This window comes from Phyllobacterium sp. P30BS-XVII, assembly GCF_014138335.1.
Classification (GTDB): domain Bacteria; phylum Pseudomonadota; class Alphaproteobacteria; order Rhizobiales; family Rhizobiaceae; genus Phyllobacterium; species Phyllobacterium meliloti.
This window is the reverse complement of the sequence record NZ_JACGXO010000003.1, coordinates 499,791-518,588: the sequence shown is the minus strand read 5'-3', so window position 1 is coordinate 518,588 and position 18,798 is coordinate 499,791. Positions and strand designations below refer to the sequence as shown.

Sequence of the window (18,798 nt, the reverse complement as noted above, 5' to 3'; positions counted from 1 at the left end):
AGAAAGCTGCACTTCTTGCTGCTTGCCCCGAATTCATCTAGGAAACCGCAAGAAGTGACCCTGGAACTGGAACCTGTGCTTTGGCGAAGAAACTGGAAACACCGCTGCTCGATCGCGTCATAATCCCCTCGGATTTACGCGCCCTGCCGGAATCGGATTTGCCGCAACTGGCACAGGAGTTGCGGGCGGAACTGGTGGACGCTGTTTCGACCACCGGCGGTCATCTCGGTGCGGGTCTGGGCGTGGTGGAACTCACCGTTGCCTTGCACCATGTTTTCGATACGCCCGATGACCGGATCATCTGGGATGTCGGCCATCAGGCCTATCCGCACAAGATATTGACGGGCCGCCGTGACCGTATCCGCACCTTGCGGCAGGAAGGCGGACTATCCGGGTTCACCAAGCGCAGCGAAAGCGAATATGATCCCTTCGGTGCGGCGCATTCGTCCACGTCCATTTCAGCCGGGCTTGGCATGGCTGTTGCCAGCGATCTATCGGGCATCAAGCGCAATGTAATCTCGGTTATCGGTGATGGCGCCATGTCGGCTGGCATGGCCTATGAGGCGATGAACAATGCCGGAGCGCTTGATGCGCGGCTGATCGTCATCCTCAATGACAATGATATGTCGATTGCTCCGCCCACGGGTGCCATGAGCGCCTATCTGGCCCGGCTGGTATCAGGCCGCACCTATCGCTCCATCCGCGAGACCGCCAAGCAACTGGCGAAGAAACTACCGAAATTCCTGCAGGAAAAGGCGCGGCTTTCCGAAGAATATGTGCGCGGCTTCTGGACCGGCGGCACCATGTTCGAAGAGCTTGGCTTTTACTATGTCGGGCCTATCGACGGGCATAATCTCGACCATCTTCTGCCGGTTCTCAAAAATGTCCGCGATACGATGAACGGGCCTGTGCTCGTGCATGTGGTCACACAGAAGGGCAAAGGCTATGCCCCGGCGGAAGCTGCCGCCGACAAATATCACGGCGTCAACAAGTTCGATGTCATCACGGGCGCGCAGGCAAAACCACCCGCAAATGCACCAAGCTATACCAAGATTTTCGCAACCAGCCTGATTGAGGAAGCGCGCCACGACGATAAGATTGTCGCTGTGACTGCCGCCATGCCGGGTGGAACCGGACTTGATCTCTTTGGTGAAGTTTTTCCCGAGAGGGTGTTTGATGTCGGCATTGCTGAACAGCATGCGGTGACTTTTGCCGCTGGACTGGCATCGGAAGGATTCAAGCCGTTCGCTGCGATCTATTCCACCTTCCTGCAACGCGGTTATGATCAGGTGGTACACGACGTTTCCCTGCAAAATCTGCCGGTGCGTTTCCCCATTGACCGGGCAGGGCTGGTGGGGGCTGACGGTGCCACCCATGCGGGTTCGTTTGATACGGGCTTCCTTGCGGCATTGCCGGGCTTTGTCGTCATGGCCGCATCGGATGAGGCGGAACTGCGCCATATGGTTCGCACCGCTGCGGAATATGACGAAGGCCCGATTTCTTTCCGCTACCCGCGCGGCGATGGCGTTGGCATTGATCTGCCGGAACGCGGTGAGATATTGCAGATCGGCAAGGGCAGGATCATCCGCGAGGGCTCCAAGGTCGCGCTGCTTTCCTTTGGCACGCGCCTGCAGGAATGTCTGGCCGCTGCCGACGAACTCGATGCGGCAGGACTTTCGACAACTCTTGCCGATGCCCGTTTTGCCAAGCCACTGGATGAAGACATGATCCGCCGTCTGGCGCGAGAACATGAGGTTCTCGTCACGGTGGAAGAGGGCGCTATCGGCGGCTTTGCCTCCCATGTCCTGCACTTCCTCAGCCGCGATGGCTTGCTTGACCATGGTTTGCGGGTTCGCACGCTGACGCTGCCAGACCTTTATCTTGACCATGCCAAGCCGGAAGCCATGTATGCACGGTCAGGGCTGGATCGGGCGGGCATTGTTCAGACCGTATTCGCAGCGCTTGGCCGCACCACTTTGGCCGCTCCGGCGCGCGCTTAACTGGCAATGGCATCGCTGCGGTTAGATCAACTGCTCGTTGAAAAGGGCCTGTTTGCCAGCCGCTCCCGGGCGCGGGATGCGATTGTGCGTGGCACGATCACAGTCAACAATGCCGTTGTCACCAAGCCAGGCGCGACCTTCAACGAAACAGTTGATATCAGTGTCAACGATCCGGCAAGCACCTATGTTTCGCGCGCCGCGCTGAAACTGATTGCCGGGCTCGATCATTTTTCCATTGATGTGAGTGGTGTGAATGCGCTGGATATCGGTGCATCCACCGGCGGTTTCACGCAGGTCCTTTTGGAACGCGGTGCGGCGCATGTCATTGCCGTTGATGTCGGCCATGGCCAACTGCATGACAGTTTGCGTACTGATATCCGCGTGACCAACCTTGAAAATTTGAATGCACGGGAGCTTTCCCGCGCGCATCTGGCTGATAGGACAATTGGTCTTGTGGTCTCGGATGTCAGTTTCATCTCGCTGAAACTCGCCCTGCCACCGGCACTTGATCTGGCCGAGCTGGGCAGTCATTGCGTTCTTCTCGTCAAGCCGCAATTCGAGGCCGGGCGCGAGGCAATCGGCAAGGGCGGCATTTTGCGCGATCCAATGGATGGCGAACGCGTTGCAAATGCTCTAAGGAACTGGCTGGATGGATTGCCGGGCTGGAAAGCCCTGGGGCTTTGCCCTTCGCCTATCGAAGGCGGCGATGGCAATCGCGAATATCTTCTGGCCGGTTTGAAGAGAAAAGATTGAAGAGCTGATGAGCACGCGCGTAACAATTGAGCGGATGGGCGCCGGGGGCGATGGCATTGCTGCAACAGCAGCAGGCAGCGTCTACGTGCCATTCTCTCTGCCCGGCGAAACCGCCAATGTCGCGCTGGAAAATGGCCGCGCAACCATGATGGCCCTGCTTGAACCATCGCCTGAGCGGATTGCTCCGGCCTGCCGCCATTTTGAAGAGTGCGGCGGCTGTGCCCTCCAGCATTGGCAGGACAGCGCCTATCAGGATTGGAAGCGCGCGCTGGTACAGGAAGCGCTTGGCGGTCGCGGTCTGCAATTCAAACTCGATCCATTGATAACGTGCCCGCCCCATACGCGGCGGCGCGCGGTTTTTGCCGTGCGTACCAGCGACCATGGTGCTGTGCTTGGGTTTAACCGGCACCAGAGCCATGAACTCATCGACATTACCGAATGTGCAGTCACCACGCCGGAAATCGTCTCCCGGCTGGATGATCTGCGCGAGGTTGTGGCGGTGCTTGGCGGCGGCATGAAACCCTTCAAGCTTACCGTGACGGCGACAGCTTCCGGGCTCGATATCATGGCCTCGGGCTGCGGCGCACCGGATGCGGGCAAGCGCCATGCGCTGACCAATCTTGTTCTGAAAAAGGGTTTTGCGCGGTTAAGCTTTGAAGGCGAAATCATCGTCGAGCCGAAAAAGCCGCTGGTGCATTTCGGCAAGGTGCCTGTTTACATTCCCGCGGGCGGCTTCCTGCAGGCGACGGTTGAGGCCGAGGAAGCCATGTCGGCACTGGTGATGGCGCATTTGGGCAAAGCCAAAAAATCTCTCGACCTGTTCTGCGGCTCCGGCACATTCGCATTGCGCATTGCTGAAAAATCAGCGGTTCATGCGGTAGAAAGCGAGCAGGTGGCCCTTGATGCGCTGGATCGTGGTGCACGCCATGTTCAGGGTCTGAAGCCGGTGAGTGTGGAGCGCCGTGATCTGTTCCGCCGGCCGTTCCTGGCGCGTGAACTCGCGCCCTTCACCGGTCTGGTTTTCGATCCGCCGCGCGCGGGTGCCGAAGCACAGGCCATCGAGATTGCCAAATCCAATGTACCGAAGGTGGCAGCCGTATCCTGCAATCCGGTGACGCTTGGCCGTGACCTCAGCATCCTTGTCAAAGGCGGCTACAAGATCGACCGCGTTGTGCCGATTGACCAGTTTCTCTGGTCCTCGCACGTCGAAGCTGTCGCGCTGCTGTCAAAGAAATAAGGGGAGGCGGTCGTTAGACCGCCGTTCCACCCACGGTCATCTGGTCCATGCGCAGATGCGGCTGGCCGACGCCAACAGGCACCCACTGGCCGCCCTTGCCGCAATTGCCCATGCCCGTATCGAGTTGCAGATCATTGCCGATCATGGAAATGCGCTGCATGGCATCGGGGCCATTGCCGATCAGCATCGCGCCTTTGACAGGTGCGCCGATCTTGCCGTTTTCGATCATATAGGCTTCGGTGCAGCCGAAGACGAATTTGCCGGAGGTGATATCCACCTGACCGCCGCCGAACGAAACCGCATAGATGCCGTTCTTCACCGAAGCGATGATTTCCTCAGGCGTCTTGTCGCCGTCGAGCATATAGGTGTTGGTCATGCGCGGCATGGGCGCATGGGCATAGGATTCACGCCGTCCATTGCCCGTCGGCTGCATACCCATCAGGCGTGCATTCTGCCGGTCCTGCATATAGCCGACAAGAATACCGTCATCGATCAGCACTGTCTTGTTGGTCGGCACACCCTCATCATCCACGGTGAGTGAACCGCGACGTTCGGAAATCGTGCCGTCATCGACAACGGTCACACCTTTGGATGCAACCTTCTGGCCGAGCAGACCGGCAAAGGCCGATGTCTTCTTGCGGTTGAAATCACCCTCCAGGCCATGGCCGACGGCTTCATGCAGCATCACGCCGGGCCAGCCGCTGGAGAGAACAATGTCGAATGTTCCTGCCGGGGCGGGGATGGCTTCCAGATTGACCAGTGCCTGACGCAAGGCTTCATCGGCCGCATGCTGCCATTTTTCGGCAGTGATGAATTCACCAAAGCCGCGGCGGCCACCGGCCCCATAGGAGCCGCTTTCCTGCCGGTCGCCATTGCCGACGACAACGGAAACATTGAGGCGCACCATCGGGCGGATATCCCGGACGAAATGACCGTCAGCCCGCAGGATTTCCACCTGCTGCCACGATCCCGCCAGTGAAACCGAGACCTGCCGCACTTTCGGGTCCTTGGCACGCAGATAAGCGTCAATTTCCTGCAGCAATTTAACCTTGGCTTCAAAACTGGGCGAACCGATCGGGTTTTCGTCGCTGTAAAGGCTGCGGTTGGTTCCGGGAGGGGCTGCCGTATAGGCGCCGGTATAACCGGTGCGCACAGCCGAGGCGGCATCAGCCGCACGCTTGAGCGCGCCCAGCGAAAGCTCGCCCGCATGGGCATAGCCGACAGCTTCACCAGCAACAGCACGCAGGCCAAAGCCCTGATCCTGATTGAATGTACCGTTCTTCAACCGGCCATTATCGAAGGAAAGGCCCTCCGATTCGCGGTATTCGATGAAAAGCTCACCATCATCGGCACCATCAAGGCTTTGCTTGACGGTTTCGAGGATTTTTTCGCGCGGTGCGTCAAAACTATCGATGAGGCTTTTCATAATGGATCATCCGTTCACGTTATTACGAAGCGGATGTAGGGCCTCGCCCGGCCCGCTACAACAGAAAACTTGTTGGCAGATCAGGGGAGGGCGTCGAAACCCTCACCAAATCCATTGAGTTCGACGGGAATGCCGATGCCTTCTTCCGGGGTCTGGAAGACGATGAAGGTGGCAGCCTTGCCTGTCTTGAAGGTCTGGACGAGCTGGTCTTCCAGAATGACCTCCGCATAGCAGCCATCTTCGAAGCAGCGGACGAAATAGGCGCGGCCAATATCCTTGCCATCGACATTCAGGCCAAGACCATTGGGCAGAAGCACACCGAGCGGTGCAAGCACGCGCAGGATTTTCGCCTTGTTGTCAGCGGTTTTGAGAACCACCACCGAAAGCCCCATCTCCGGACGATCAGCCGCGACGACATTCTGAATGAGAGCACATTGCTCTGATTTTGCCCCTGCCGGGGTGTCGCACAGGATTGACCATGCGCCATGGGTGGATTTGACGGTGCCGCTCTGCTGCGCCGCCATGGCACCGCCGGAAAAACCGGCAATAGACAGGGAAAGCAGACCAAGGGCGATGCTACGTAGCGCGAAAGAGGACATGTAGGCTCCAAAACGAATCATCCAGACGTTAAACCGCCGAGGCCCGGATGAAAAGAATACCGCTCAAACACTCCCCAGCATACAGCGGCTCTCATATGTCTGGTGTAATGTAAAAATGGCCGGATTGTGAGCCATGCGCTCTTCATGCAGTAAAATCACAGTGAAAGTCAAAAAACATACGTCTTTACAAGATGCTGTCATCCACAGGAGGCACGCTGCGCGCAAAAATGCCGCACGGGATCACGTTCGCCTTCCTTGCGATGTAGGCTAATGTGTGATTTGAACGCGGCATATCACCGGGCCACAATGAAGCCCGGTATTAACGTATGGAATTGAAGCTTCATTCGGGAGATTTCTAGGTGAAGAAGAACTTTGTCACGCTGATGGGTGTCCTGGGAAGCCTGTTAAGTGCCGGTACTGCATATGCTGCGCAGCCTGAGCCTTGGCAGATGACGTTCCAGCCGGCTGCTTCTGCCATTATGGAGCAGATCGTCTGGTTTGAGCGCTATACATTGTGGTTCATCGTCCCGATTACACTGTTCGTAATGGCTCTTCTGGCCTGGGTCATGGTGCGCTATCGCGCCAGTGCCAACCCGGTTCCATCAAAGACCAGCCACAATACGGCTGTGGAAGTTGTCTGGACCGTTGGCCCGGTTGTCATTCTTCTCTTCCTGGCAATTCCATCCTTCCAGCTTCTGACCGCGCAGTATTCGCCTGAAGAAGCCAAGATGACAATCAAGGCGACCGGTTACCAGTGGTATTGGGGTTACGAATATCAGGCAGATGCGCCTGTTTCTTTCGACTCCGTCATGCTCAAGGATGGTGATCGTGCTGCCGCAGGCAAGGAAGACCGCAAGGCCTATCCGCGTTTGCTCGCAGTTGACAATGAAATGGTCGTTCCTGTGAACACAACCGTCCGCCTTCTGGTGACGGGTGCTGACGTGATCCACTCCTTCTCCATGCCTGCTTTCGGCGTGAAGATGGACGCTGTCACCGGCCGCAGCAACGAAACATGGTTCAAGGCTGATAAAGAAGGCATGTATTATGGTCAGTGCTCGCAGATTTGCGGCAAGGATCATGCGTTCATGCCAATTGCGATCCATGTGGTTTCGCAGAGCCAGTATGATGCGTGGTTTGCTGCTGCCGGGAAAGATCTTCCGGGCGCATACAAGACACTCACCGCTAAAATCGACGCAGACAAGAACGTAAACGTCGCCGGCAACTAAGCTGGTTGACGCGAATTATTGAGGAACGGGAGCACTTTGATGGCAGGTTCTGCAGCTCACGAGGCCCATGACGCTCATAAGCCGACAGGCTGGACGCGCTGGGTTTATTCGACGAACCACAAGGATATCGGCACGCTTTATCTGATCTTTGCGATCATTGCCGGTATTATCGGTGGTTGTCTTTCGATCGCCATGCGCGCCGAGCTGCAGCAGCCCGGCATTCAGATTTTCCATGGCCTTGCATCCATGGTTTACGGTTTCGAGGGCGATGCAGCCATCGATGCCGGCAAGCAGATGTACAATGTGTTCTCGACGGCACATGGTCTGATCATGATCTTCTTCATGGTCATGCCTGCGCTGATCGGTGGTTTTGCCAACTGGATGGTCCCGATCATGATCGGTGCGCCTGACATGGCTTTCCCGCGCATGAACAACATTTCGTTCTGGCTGCTCCCGCCAGCGCTGCTTCTGCTGATCCTTTCCATGTTCGTTCCCGGTCCTGCCGGTGGTTTCGGCACGGGTGGCGGCTGGACGATCTATCCGCCTTACTCCACATCGGGTCAGCCCGGTCCGGCGATGGATTTTGCCATCCTGTCGCTGCACATTGCCGGTGCGTCCTCGATCCTTGGTGCGATCAACTTCATCACCACGATCTTCAACATGCGCGCTCCCGGCATGACGCTGCACAAGATGCCGCTGTTTGCCTGGTCCGTTCTGATCACTGCATTCCTGCTGCTTCTGGCTCTGCCTGTGCTGGCTGGCGGCATCACAATGCTTCTGACCGACCGTAACTTCGGTACAACGTTCTTCTCACCGGAAGGCGGCGGCGATCCGATCCTGTTCCAGCACCTGTTCTGGTTCTTCGGTCATCCGGAAGTGTACATCATGATCCTGCCGGCATTCGGCATCATCAGTCACATCGTCTCGACCTTCTCGCGCAAGCCGATCTTCGGTTATCTCGGCATGGCCTATGCCATGGTCGCCATCGGCGTTGTCGGCTTCATCGTCTGGGCGCACCACATGTACACTGTTGGTCTGTCGCTCGACACACAGCGCTACTTCGTCTTCGCGACGATGGTTATCGCCGTGCCGACAGGCGTGAAAATCTTCTCGTGGATCGCCACCATGTGGGGCGGTTCCATCGAGTTCAAGCCGCCAATGGTCTGGGCAATCGGCTTCATCTTCCTGTTCACCGTTGGCGGTGTGACGGGCGTGCAGCTCGCCAATGCCGGTCTCGACCGTGCCATGCATGACACCTACTACGTCATTGCGCACTTCCATTACGTGCTGTCGCTGGGTGCGGTGTTCGGAATTTTCGCGGGCTGGTACTACTGGTTCCCGAAGATGACCGGCTACATGTACAACCACACCATTGCGCACACGCACTTCTGGGTCATGTTCATCGGCGTCAATCTGGTGTTCTTCCCGCAGCACTTCCTCGGTCTTGCCGGTATGCCGCGCCGTTACATCGATTATCCCGATGCATTCGCAGGCTGGAACGAAGTATCGTCAATCGGTTCCTACATCTCCGGTGTGGCCGTGCTGATCTTCCTCTTCGGCGTCTTTGAAGCCTTTGCCAAAAAGCGCGAAGCCGGTGCCAACCCTTGGGGTCCTGGTGCAACCACTCTGGAATGGCAGCTGTCATCACCGCCGCCCTTCCACCAGTGGGAACAGCTTCCACGCATCAAGTAAGTAAAATCCGGGCCGCTGAACCCCAGCGGCCCCGATACCTTCAAGTTGAAACGACTGAGTAACAAGACTGAGCGAATGGCCGTACTGAAGAAAAATGCAACTGTAGAAACCGCGATTGGCCTGTCTGAAGCCAGTGCGTCGGACTACATTGCCTTGCTCAAGCCGCGCGTCATGTCACTGGTGGTTTTCACCGCCGTTGTTGGTCTGATGGCTGCGCCCGGCCATATCAATCCTGTTCTGGCCGTTATCGCCATCCTGAGCATTGCCGTCGGTGCCGGTGCCTCCGGTGCGCTCAATATGTGGTACGATTCCGATATTGACGCGATCATGAAGCGCACCGCCAACCGTCCTATTCCAGCGGGCCGGATCACGCGCGAAGAAGTACTGACCTTTGGTCTGCTGCTGTCCGCATTCTCGGTGGTCACGCTTGGCCTCTTCGTCAATCTCCTGTCGGCTTTCCTGCTGGCCTTCACGATTTTCTTCTACGCGGTCGTCTATACAATGTGGCTGAAGCGCTCGACGCCGCAGAACATCGTTATCGGCGGTGCCGCCGGTGCGTTCCCGCCCATGATCGGCTGGGCCGCCGTGACCAATTCGGTCAGCGTTGAAAGCATTGTGCTTTTCCTCATCATCTTTCTGTGGACGCCGCCCCATTTCTGGGCGCTGTCGCTGTTCATGTCCGATGATTACGAGAAGGCGAAAATCCCGATGATGCCCAATGTGATGGGCGAAGCATCGACAAAATTCCAGATTTTCCTCTATACGCTTCTGGTGGTTCCTGTCGCGGTGCTGCCATGGATCATGGGTTTCGCCGGTATCGTGTACGGCGTCTTTTCCATCGGTGTGGGCGCCATGTTCACCTATTACGCTTGGACTGTCTGGCGCGTGCCTGTTGGTCCAGCAATGATCAAGCCTGCGAAAAAAATGTTCGCTTTCTCGATCTTTTATCTTTTCAGCCTTTATGCGGTGCTTCTTGGCGAGATCCTCGTGCGCAAGGCGCTTTTCCTGGCAGGTGCATGACATGAGTGATGATCGCGTAACACTGACACCAAAGCAGAAGCGCGCGCAGCGCAGCCGATCCATAGCACTGGCGCTGGCATTGGCGGCCTTTGTGATTCTTGTCTATGTCGGCACCTGGGCCAAGCTCGGTGCGAAGATTCTCGAACGGCAGATGTGATGAGCGCTCCAGTGGAAGAGAACCAGACACCAGCCACCGATAGCGCAGCAACGCCGAAGCGCCGGGTTTCGGACCGCACGATTGCGATCTCCTGCATTGCCTTCTTCTTCGGCATGGTTGGCATGGCTTTTGCGGCGGTGCCGCTTTACGCGATGTTCTGTCAGGTTACTGGTTATGGCGGCACGACGCAGCGCGTTGAGCAGATGTCCGATACGATCCTCGATAAGAAGATCACGGTTCGCTTCGATGCCAATACGTCAGATGGCCTGCCTTGGCAGTTCAAGCCGGTGCAGCGCGAAGTGACGATGAATATTGGCGAAACCAAGCTCATCCACTACGAAGCCAAGAATATTCTGGATAAGCCAACCGCTGGCCGCGCCGCGTTCAACGTAACGCCGCAGGCAGCAGGTGCCTACTTCAACAAGGTTGAGTGCTTCTGCTTTACCGATACGGTTTTGAAGCCGGGCGAAGACATGCAGATGCCCGTCGTGTTCTTCGTTGACCCTGATATCGTCAACGCGGAAGAATTGAAGGGCGTCAATACAATCACCCTGTCCTACACCTTCTTTCCGATTGCGATGCCGGCACCCGTTGCCGCCAGCGCCAATGTGAAGAAAGACAAGGCGTCAGGACAGCTTTGAACTTGCGCTGACGGTTTGTCAGTGATGAAACAGATGAATAGAACTTGCGGGGGTTAAAATGGCCGAAGCGCACACAAAGAACCACGACTACCATATCATTGATCCAAGCCCATGGCCGTTCCTCGGTTCGGTCGGCGCTTTTGTCATGGCTATCGGCGGCATTGCTTATATGCGCTACCACAATGGCGGTGAGTTGCACCTGTTCGGCCATAATCTGGCACAGCCCTGGCTGTTCCTGATCGGTCTCGCCATCGTTCTCTACACCATGTTCGGCTGGTGGTCGGATACGATCAAGGAGAGCAAGGAAGGACACCACACCCGCGTTGTCTCGCTGCATCTGCGCTATGGCATGATCATGTTCATCGCGTCGGAAGTGATGTTCTTCGTTGCCTGGTTCTGGGCATTCTTTGATGCCAGCCTTTTCCCCGGCGAAGCAGAGCAGGTTGCCCGTGCTGCCTTCACTGGCGGTATCTGGCCTCCCAAGGGCATCGAGGTTCTCGACCCGCTCCACCTGCCGCTTTACAACACGATCATCCTGCTTCTGTCAGGCACAACCGTGACATGGGCGCACCATGCCTTGATCCACAATGATCGCAAGGGTCTGATCAGCGGTCTTACACTCACCGTCCTGCTCGGCATGCTCTTCTCATTCGTGCAGGGCTATGAATACGCACACGCACCGTTCGCGTTCAAGGATTCGATCTACGGCGCAACCTTCTTCATGGCCACGGGTTTCCACGGCTTCCACGTAATCATCGGAACGATCTTCCTGCTGGTTTGCCTGCTGCGCTCCATGCGCGGTGACTTTAGCCCGCAGAAGCATTTCGGCTTCGAAGCTGCCGCCTGGTACTGGCACTTCGTGGACGTGGTCTGGTTGTTCCTGTTCTTCTCGATCTATGTGTGGGCCTCATGGGGCGCACCGATGGCTGTTGAATAAACAGGTCATCAGATCAGGACATTACAGGGGGCGGTTATGGCAACATGACCGCCCTCATTCTTTTGGCGCAATCCTACATCATGCATTGGATATGATAAGGCATCTGATTATATCGTCGGCATTGCTCGTGGCACTGTTCCCGCTCTTTGCGGCAAAGGCGCAGGCGATACTCTAACTTATCGACTGGACAGATGGGTGTATTGCCGTCACTAATCGCGAAATGGATGAAATCTGGGCATTGGTCCAGGATGGAACACCGATCGAGATCAACCCATGACTGAAGATAAAGCCCTTTATCCGCCAGTTGACCCTTTCGCGGCTGGTGTAAAGGCACGCTGCCCCCGCTGCGGACAGGGGAAACTCTTTGACGGTTTCCTGACGCCCGCAAGACAGTGCTCAAGTTGCGGCCTCGATTATTCCTTTATTGATTCGGGCGATGGTCCGGCGGTGCTGGTGATGCTGCTTATCGGCTTTATCGTTGTCGGGCTTGCGCTGTGGATGGAAGTAACGCTTGATCCGCCGCTATGGGTCCATTTCATCCTGTGGATTCCACTGGCGCTGGTGCTTTGCCTGTTGGCCCTGCGTTGGATGAAAGGTGTTCTGATCGCCCTTCAATACAGAAATAAAGCTGCGGAGGGGCAGCTTGATATGCCCGCTGCTCATGAGTGATGTTACAATGCCCGTAAGACCAACCCGGTTTCCATGGATCACCCTGATCCTCAGCACGCTTCTCTTCGCCATCCTGATCGGACTTGGCACATGGCAGGTGGAGCGCCTGCAATGGAAGGAAGCGCTGCTGGCGACCATCGCCGCACGGACCCATTCCGCGCCGCAGCCGCTGGCTGATATCGAAAAAATCTGGGCGCAGGAGCATGATGTCGAATACCGTCCGGTTACGGTTACCGGGCGTCTGCTCAATGATCGCGAGCGGCATTTTTTCTCGACCTATGATGGTTACTCCGGCTACTTCGTCTATACGCCCCTGCAACTCGACGATGGGCGAGCCGTTTTTGTTAACAGGGGTTTCGTGCCCTATGACCAGAAGAATTCCTCAACGCGCCAGCAGGGTGAAGTTGCGGGGCCAGTGACAGTCACCGGGCTTGCCCGCAACCCGCTCGATGGAAAGCCATCCTCGATCTTGCCGGACAATGATCTCGTCAAGAACATCTACTTCTGGAAGGACCTGCCTACCATGGCAGCGCAGTCCAGCATCAATCCGGAGCAGTTGGTGCCGTTCTTTATCGATGCGGACAAAACGCCCAACCCCGGCGGTTTTCCCATTGGCGGCGTCACGATCATCGATCTGCCCAACAGCCATTTGCAATATGCGGTGACCTGGTATGGGCTTGCTGCGACTTTGCTGGCGATTGTCATCATCTCCATGATCAGGCGAAAGCGGGTTGCCGAACCACAAACTGAACCTTCGGACTTGACTTCCCGCTGATTGCCGCCCAATTCCAAGGTGCATATCAAAAGCTTTGAATTCCGCGAGACCTGTGACCATGGCTGACAAGAAACCACTGACAATCCGCCTGTGCGGACCGCGCGGATTCTGCGCCGGGGTGGATCGCGCCATTCAGATCGTGGTTCTGGCGCTGAAGAAATACGGTGCGCCAGTCTATGTCCGGCATGAGATCGTCCACAATCGTTATGTGGTGCAGGGTCTACAGGCGCGCGGTGCCGTTTTCGTCGAAGAACTCGACGAAATCCCGGCAGAGCACCGCAGCCAGCCCGTGGTCTTCTCTGCTCACGGCGTACCGAAATCGGTGCCTGAAGATGCAGAGCAAAAGAATTTGTTTTATCTCGATGCGACCTGTCCGCTTGTCTCCAAAGTGCATAAGCAAGCCATGCGCCATCAACGGCTTGGGCGGCATGTCATTCTGGTCGGCCATTCCGGTCATCCTGAAGTCATCGGAACGATGGGACAATTGCCTGAGGGCGCGGTAACTTTGATCGAGACCATCGAGGATGCCGAGAATTATCAGCCTGCTGATCCGAAGAATCTGGGCTTCGTCACGCAGACGACGCTATCCGTCGATGACACTGCGGGTATCATCGCTGCCCTGCAGAACCGGTTCCCGGATCTGACGGCACCGGCAGCCGAATCCATCTGCTATGCCACGACAAACCGGCAGGACGCGGTGAAGGCGGCAGCGCCGGGCTGCGACCTGTTTCTGGTGGTTGGGGCGCCGAATTCATCCAACTCCAAGCGTCTGGTGGAAGTGGCTGAGCGCTCGGGTGCCTCGCAATCGCTTCTCGTGCAACGGGCGGTGGATATCGATTGGGATGCCATTGGCGATATTTCGACGGTTGGCCTTTCCGCCGGTGCATCTGCACCTGAAATCATTGTCGATGAAATCATTCAAGCCTTTTCGGAGCGCTATTCCGTGTCGATCGAACTTGCCGAAACAACCATTGAAACCGAAAATTTCCACGTCATGCGCGATCTGCGCGATGTGGAACTGACCAGTGGCGATATGGCTTTCGTCAACGGAACCCACTGATTATGGCTGTCTATACCGATATCAACGAAATCGATCTCGCGCATTTTCTCAAGAACTATGACATCGGCGAACTGCTCTCTTACAAGGGCATTGCCGAAGGCGTTGAGAATTCCAATTATCTGGCTCACACCGGCAAAGGCTCGTTCATCCTGACGCTGTATGAGAAGCGGGTGAACAGCAACGACCTGCCGTTCTTTCTGGGCCTAATGCAGCATCTTGCAGGAAAGGGGATCAGCTGTCCTTTGCCCGTGGTGCAGAAAAGCGGTTCCAGCATTGGCGAGCTTGCAGGACGCCCGGCGGCGATTGTGACCTTCCTTGAAGGTATGTGGATGCGCAGACCCACCGTGCAGCATTGCCATGCTCTGGGCGAGGCGCTGGCGCGTATGCATCTGGCGGGCGCGGATTTCCCCATGCGCCGCAAGAATTCGCTCTCCGTCGATGGCTGGCGGCCATTGTGGAACAATTCGAAGGACAATGCGGACCGCGTTGAACCCGGACTGGCAAACGAGACCGAGGCAGACCTCGCATTCTTCGAGGCGCATTGGCCAAAGCATCTGCCAACCGGCGTCATCCACGCCGATCTCTTCCCGGATAATGTTTTCTTTCTCGGTGACAAGCTTTCCGGCCTCATCGATTTTTATTTCGCCTGTACCGATCTGCTCGCCTATGACGTGGCGGTCTGCCTGAATGCCTGGTGTTTTGAAAAGGACCATTCGTTCAATCTGACCAAGGGCACCGCCTTGCTTCGCGGATATAATTCCGTGCGCCCGCTTTCGGCAGAGGAAGCGGAAAGCCTGCCGATCCTTGCACGCGGTTCGGCCCTGCGTTTCATGCTCACACGGCTTTATGATTGGCTGACGGTTCCCGAAGGCAGTTTCGTCGTCAAGAAAGACCCGATGGAATATGTGCGCCGCATGCGCTTCCATCGCCAGATCAGATCAGCCGAAGAATATGGCCTGCTGCCGGTGAGTGCTGCCTCGTGAAGTCCATCCAGATTTTTACCGATGGTGCCTGCTCAGGCAATCCCGGCCCCGGCGGCTGGGGCGCGGTATTGCGCTGGAACGGCAATGAGAAAGAGCTTTCGGGCGGCGAAGCGGATACAACAAACAACCGTATGGAGCTGATGGCCGCCATTGCTTCGCTCAATGCGCTCAAAGAGCCATGCTCCGTCGATCTCTATACGGACTCTGTCTATGTCCGCGATGGCATTTCCGGCTGGATTGAAGGCTGGAAGCGCAATGGCTGGAAAACAGCGGCCAAGAAGCCGGTGAAGAACGCCGAGCTGTGGCAAGCCCTTGACGAGGCGCGCAAGCGCCACAAGGTCATCTGGCATTGGGTCAAAGGCCATGCGGGGCATCCGGAAAATGAACGCGCTGATGAGCTTGCCCGCGCTGGCATGGCGCCGTTCAAGAACAAGTCCTAGTCATAGGCGAGGGACCAGCCGGGCGCACGAACCCAGCACCGTTCTGCCTCTATATCATCCGTCCGGTAGAGGCGCGTGACCCGCGTGTAATCGCCCTGCTCGAATGCCCTGGCGAGAGCCTTTTCCGATGCCTCGTCGCGCATGCCGACGCAGGGAAATATGCCGACGGGCGATATCCATTTGGCGCGGAACTCATCCGCTTCGCGTGTTATCAGAAACATGGCGCCGCGCTGTTTGATCTTGCTCCAGTCGCTGCTGAAACCATTGTCGGTTGTCAGCGGCAGGATCAGCCTTCCGCCTTCTTTGAGGTTGTCGAGCCAGTTATCAGCGGGCCGCGTCGCTCCGGCGTTCACGTAGATCAGGTCGGCAGCGTCGAATGCAACAGTGCTTCCGTCACCTTGGACCACAGTCACATTGGAATAGGCGGCAAGGTTTGCGCGTGACTTTTCAGCTAGTTCCGGATCATATTCAATGGCCGTGACTTTGCCCGAGGGGCCGACCAATTGCGCCATGATTGCCGAGTAATAACCCACGCCAGCACCCACATGCACGACATGCTCACCCTGCCGGGGAGCACCCTGCGCAAGCAGGAAAGCATGCAATGATGGTTCGCCATTGTTGATGTGCCGTTCGGGCAGGATGCCAACAAGGTCATTGGTATAAAGATAAACCGGATCGGCACTTGGTGTTGGTGTGTAGGAGCGGCGTTGCCAACGCAGGATTTGCCATGGCCCCCGCCCAAGGAACGCCTCACGCGGCACCTTGGCGAAAGCGTCTTCCACGCCTTGGTCAGCAGCCCCGGCAATGGCCGCGATCTGCATTGCATAGGCACGGCGTACGATCTTCAACTCATCTGGTGTCATCGGTGCGAACACTCCCAAGATATGAAAGTGCGATTGTACGCGGCAGCATTCCCAAATCAAATGACATCGTGGGAAGGAGGCCTAAAATTCTTGCCGAAATCAAAAAGGGCCGGAAAACCGGCCCTCTGAATATCCCGTCAATGCAGTTGATTAGAGCTGGCCGAGCAGGGTCGCCGCGCTCGAAGTTACCGCCTGACCCGGCGAATCCTCGATGTTCAGTTCCTTGACCACACCGTCTTCAACGAGCATGGAATAGCGCTTGGAGCGCACGCCCATTGTGCCTGCAGCAAGGTCGATATCGAGGCCGACAGCCTTGGTGAAAGTTGCATTGCCATCGGAGAGATACTGGATCTTGCCTTCGCCATTGGTGGCCTTGGCCCATGCGCCCATGACATGCGGATCATTCACGGCAACAACGGCAATGGTATCCACGCCCTTTGCCAGAATGGCATCGCGGTTCTCAAGATAACCGGGCAGGTGATTCATGCTGCAGGTCGGGGTGAAAGCACCCGGCACGGCAAACAGCACGACCTTCTTGCCCTTGAACAGCGCATCGGAGCGCACTTCGCTGACACCGTCATCGGATTTCGTCTTGAACGTGGCGTCCGGCAAACGCTCGCCTACCTTGATTGTCATGAATTGGCTCCCTGATGAAATGAGGAATTGAGACCTAAGGCAGATAGGGTGTGCGGGGCGAAAAGTCGAGGGCGTTTGGTGCTATTCCTGCGCGTCGAGTTTACCCGAAACAGCCTTTTCCCCCTGAACCAGCGTATAGTTCAGCGTGACAGACTTCTTGTCCTTGCCCGAAAGAACAGGAACGGAAAACACGGCGCTTGAGGCTTCGTGGCTTTTCAGCTTTGCCATGCCGAATGTAACACCGCCTTCGCCGGCAACGAAAAGGTCCGTTGGCGGCTGATCCACCGGAAGCTGGACTGTTACCTTGACGTGATCATCTCGGCGCACCGCGCTTTTGATACCGAAGGCGGCAGAAGCCTTGTCAGGCAAAGCGGCAAACGCATCGCTGACGAGCGTCTTGGTCAATGCATCTGTCGGGTCATTGTCAACGGTAATGTCAAAATCAGCCGTAACCGGAATGCAGATTGCTTCGCAGATACCGAGAAATGCGTGGCCCTTCAATTGCGCCGGTTTGGATGGATCAGTCAGCGTCAGAATAACCGGAAAGGAAACGGACTTTTTGTAGCCAGCCGATTTCGCTCCACCATTTTCAAACCGGTGCGGCGCCGGGAAGCCCAGCGAATAGCTCTTGATATTGCCTTCCTGCGAAAGTGCCAGTTCCGGCGGCACACCCGCATCGCCGGGTTCGCGCCAATAGGTTTTCCAGCCCGGATCAAGATTGATCTGGACGGCACCACGCACCTCGCTTGCACCCTTCTGCGGATTATCGACAATCAGCCGGACACTGCCGCCGGCTGTCCTTGTCCAGTCCGAATTTCCGGCAAGTGTTGGCGAAACAAAAGCCAGCATGGCAATGGCAGCTGTAAAAATTATGTTCATTTTCATGCACGGACATTTGCAGGGCTTCAGGGCCTTATCAAGGATATGATAGAATTTGCTCATCATTTCTGTGTGAGGAACGTGTTATTTGGAAGCGGAAAGGGCCCGGATTGGGCTCTTTTTACATTTCCTTGCGCAAGACCGTTGTCATTTACGCAATCCTTGATACCTTTATTTGATGGAGATTTTCAGAACGGCGAACAAAGAGACCGGATTTCTGAATGGTCAATTCCTTCTGGCGATGCCGGGAATGGATGACAGCCGGTTTGCGCGCTCGGTCATTTATGTCTGTGCGCACTCGGAAAAGGGGGCGATGGGACTGATCATCAATCGCCCGCAGGAAATGGAATTCTCCGAAATTCTTGTTCAACTCGGCGTTCTTGATGAGCATCAGGCGATCATGCTGCCAGATTGCACGCGGGATTTCATCGTGCGCAATGGCGGGCCGGTTGAGATGCGCCGTGGCTTCGTCCTGCATTCCGACGATTATCTGACCGATTCAACCATGCCCGTCTCGGAAGAGATTTGCCTGACCGGAACGGTGGATATTTTACGCGCTATATCAGGCGGTCGTGGTCCGCGCTGTGCCCTGATGACATTGGGCTATTCAGGCTGGGCTTCAGGCCAGCTCGAAAACGAGATTGCCAATAATGGCTGGCTGACCTGCCGTGCGCCGCAGGATTTGCTTTTTGATACGGATCTTGAAAGCAAATATGATCGGCTTCTGGCGCATATGGGCGTTGACCCTTCGCGCCTTGCCACCGTGGCGGGACACGCTTGAGTGGCCGGACACGCCTGATCCATT

General features: G+C 56.5%; 20 protein-coding genes and 1 pseudogene. 16 read left to right on the top strand and 5 right to left on the bottom strand.

What is annotated here, in order from left to right:
- Window positions 1–80 precede the first annotated feature (80 nt).
- The 3 genes from dxs to FHW17_RS11700 are packed head-to-tail and all read left to right on the top strand — an operon-like array spanning window position 81 to window position 3,990.
- A complete protein-coding gene (dxs, locus tag FHW17_RS11710) occupies window positions 81–2,000 on the top strand; it encodes a 1-deoxy-D-xylulose-5-phosphate synthase (RefSeq protein WP_182509908.1) in 1,920 nt (639 codons plus the stop codon).
- Between the two features lie 6 nt (window positions 2,001–2,006).
- Window positions 2,007–2,753 (top strand): TlyA family RNA methyltransferase, encoded by a 747-nt coding sequence (locus tag FHW17_RS11705; RefSeq protein ID WP_182509907.1) that lies wholly within the window; start codon window positions 2,007–2,009, stop codon window positions 2,751–2,753.
- A 7-nt stretch (window positions 2,754–2,760) separates the two neighbouring features.
- A complete protein-coding gene (locus FHW17_RS11700) occupies window positions 2,761–3,990 on the top strand; it encodes a class I SAM-dependent RNA methyltransferase (protein WP_182509906.1) in 1,230 nt (409 codons plus the stop codon).
- Window positions 3,991–4,003: 13 nt separating this feature from the next.
- On the opposite strand, the gene tldD is transcribed toward FHW17_RS11700, so the two are convergent.
- Window positions 4,004–5,416: a metalloprotease TldD gene (gene tldD, locus FHW17_RS11695; RefSeq protein ID WP_162700343.1), complete on the bottom strand. Its 1,413-nt coding sequence runs from the start codon at window positions 5,414–5,416 to the stop codon at window positions 4,004–4,006.
- Window positions 5,417–5,496: 80 nt separating this feature from the next.
- Window positions 5,497–6,036 carry an invasion associated locus B family protein gene (locus tag FHW17_RS11690; protein WP_105736999.1) on the bottom strand — a complete coding sequence of 180 codons (540 nt, stop codon included), beginning with the start codon at window positions 6,034–6,036 and terminating at the stop codon, window positions 5,497–5,499.
- Between the two features lie 362 nt (window positions 6,037–6,398).
- On the opposite strand from FHW17_RS11690, the gene coxB reads away from it, so the two are divergent.
- The 12 genes and pseudogenes from coxB to rnhA all read left to right on the top strand — a co-directional run bounded on the left by coxB (window position 6,399) and on the right by rnhA (window position 15,615).
- Window positions 6,399–7,241, top strand: coding sequence for a cytochrome c oxidase subunit II (coxB, locus tag FHW17_RS11685; RefSeq protein WP_112525109.1), 843 nt, complete (start codon window positions 6,399–6,401; stop codon window positions 7,239–7,241).
- A 39-nt stretch (window positions 7,242–7,280) separates the two neighbouring features.
- Entirely contained in the window at window positions 7,281–8,933 is a 1,653-nt protein-coding gene (gene ctaD / locus FHW17_RS11680) for a cytochrome c oxidase subunit I (protein WP_112525012.1), read from the top strand.
- 75 nt (window positions 8,934–9,008) lie between these two features.
- Window positions 9,009–9,953 (top strand): heme o synthase, encoded by a 945-nt coding sequence (cyoE, locus tag FHW17_RS11675; protein ID WP_113097487.1) that lies wholly within the window; start codon window positions 9,009–9,011, stop codon window positions 9,951–9,953.
- A 1-nt stretch (window position 9,954) separates the two neighbouring features.
- Window positions 9,955–10,110: a hypothetical protein gene (locus FHW17_RS11670; protein ID WP_091880905.1), complete on the top strand. Its 156-nt coding sequence runs from the start codon at window positions 9,955–9,957 to the stop codon at window positions 10,108–10,110.
- Entirely contained in the window at window positions 10,110–10,751 is a 642-nt protein-coding gene (locus FHW17_RS11665) for a cytochrome c oxidase assembly protein (protein WP_091880904.1), read from the top strand. The genes FHW17_RS11670 and FHW17_RS11665 overlap by 1 nt, the downstream gene beginning before the upstream one ends.
- A gap of 58 nt (window positions 10,752–10,809) precedes the next feature.
- The gene (locus FHW17_RS11660; protein WP_112525008.1) at window positions 10,810–11,688 is read left to right on the top strand and encodes a cytochrome c oxidase subunit 3; all 879 of its coding nucleotides are present in this window, start codon (window positions 10,810–10,812) and stop codon (window positions 11,686–11,688) included.
- A 175-nt stretch (window positions 11,689–11,863) separates the two neighbouring features.
- Window positions 11,864–11,965, top strand: a pseudogene (locus FHW17_RS25450) (L,D-transpeptidase family protein); the annotation flags it as partial.
- Window positions 11,962–12,357 (top strand): DUF983 domain-containing protein, encoded by a 396-nt coding sequence (locus FHW17_RS11655; RefSeq protein ID WP_113097485.1) that lies wholly within the window; start codon window positions 11,962–11,964, stop codon window positions 12,355–12,357. The pseudogene FHW17_RS25450 and the gene FHW17_RS11655, both read left to right, overlap by 4 nt.
- Before the next feature lie 7 nt (window positions 12,358–12,364).
- A complete protein-coding gene (locus tag FHW17_RS11650; protein ID WP_227987105.1) occupies window positions 12,365–13,132 on the top strand; it encodes an SURF1 family protein in 768 nt (255 codons plus the stop codon).
- 52 nt (window positions 13,133–13,184) lie between these two features.
- Entirely contained in the window at window positions 13,185–14,192 is a 1,008-nt protein-coding gene (gene ispH / locus FHW17_RS11645) for a 4-hydroxy-3-methylbut-2-enyl diphosphate reductase (RefSeq protein WP_162700342.1), read from the top strand.
- 2 nt (window positions 14,193–14,194) lie between these two features.
- The gene (locus FHW17_RS11640) at window positions 14,195–15,175 is read left to right on the top strand and encodes a homoserine kinase (protein ID WP_182509904.1); all 981 of its coding nucleotides are present in this window, start codon (window positions 14,195–14,197) and stop codon (window positions 15,173–15,175) included.
- Entirely contained in the window at window positions 15,172–15,615 is a 444-nt protein-coding gene (gene rnhA / locus FHW17_RS11635; protein ID WP_182509903.1) for a ribonuclease HI, read from the top strand. The genes FHW17_RS11640 and rnhA overlap by 4 nt, the downstream gene beginning before the upstream one ends.
- On the opposite strand, the gene FHW17_RS11630 is transcribed toward rnhA, so the two are convergent.
- The 3 genes from FHW17_RS11630 to FHW17_RS11620 form a co-directional block, all read right to left on the bottom strand.
- Window positions 15,612–16,478, bottom strand: coding sequence for an rRNA adenine N-6-methyltransferase family protein (locus FHW17_RS11630; RefSeq protein ID WP_182509902.1), 867 nt, complete (start codon window positions 16,476–16,478; stop codon window positions 15,612–15,614). The genes rnhA and FHW17_RS11630 overlap by 4 nt on opposite strands.
- Window positions 16,479–16,628: 150 nt before the next feature.
- On the bottom strand, window positions 16,629–17,114 hold the full coding sequence (locus tag FHW17_RS11625) for a peroxiredoxin (RefSeq protein WP_091880888.1): 486 nt from the start codon (window positions 17,112–17,114) through the stop codon (window positions 16,629–16,631).
- 81 nt (window positions 17,115–17,195) lie between these two features.
- Window positions 17,196–17,999: a protein-disulfide reductase DsbD domain-containing protein gene (locus tag FHW17_RS11620; RefSeq protein WP_182509901.1), complete on the bottom strand. Its 804-nt coding sequence runs from the start codon at window positions 17,997–17,999 to the stop codon at window positions 17,196–17,198.
- Between the two features lie 172 nt (window positions 18,000–18,171).
- On the opposite strand from FHW17_RS11620, the gene FHW17_RS11615 reads away from it, so the two are divergent.
- On the top strand, window positions 18,172–18,774 hold the full coding sequence (locus FHW17_RS11615) for a YqgE/AlgH family protein (RefSeq protein ID WP_112524993.1): 603 nt from the start codon (window positions 18,172–18,174) through the stop codon (window positions 18,772–18,774).
- Window positions 18,775–18,798 lie beyond the last annotated feature (24 nt).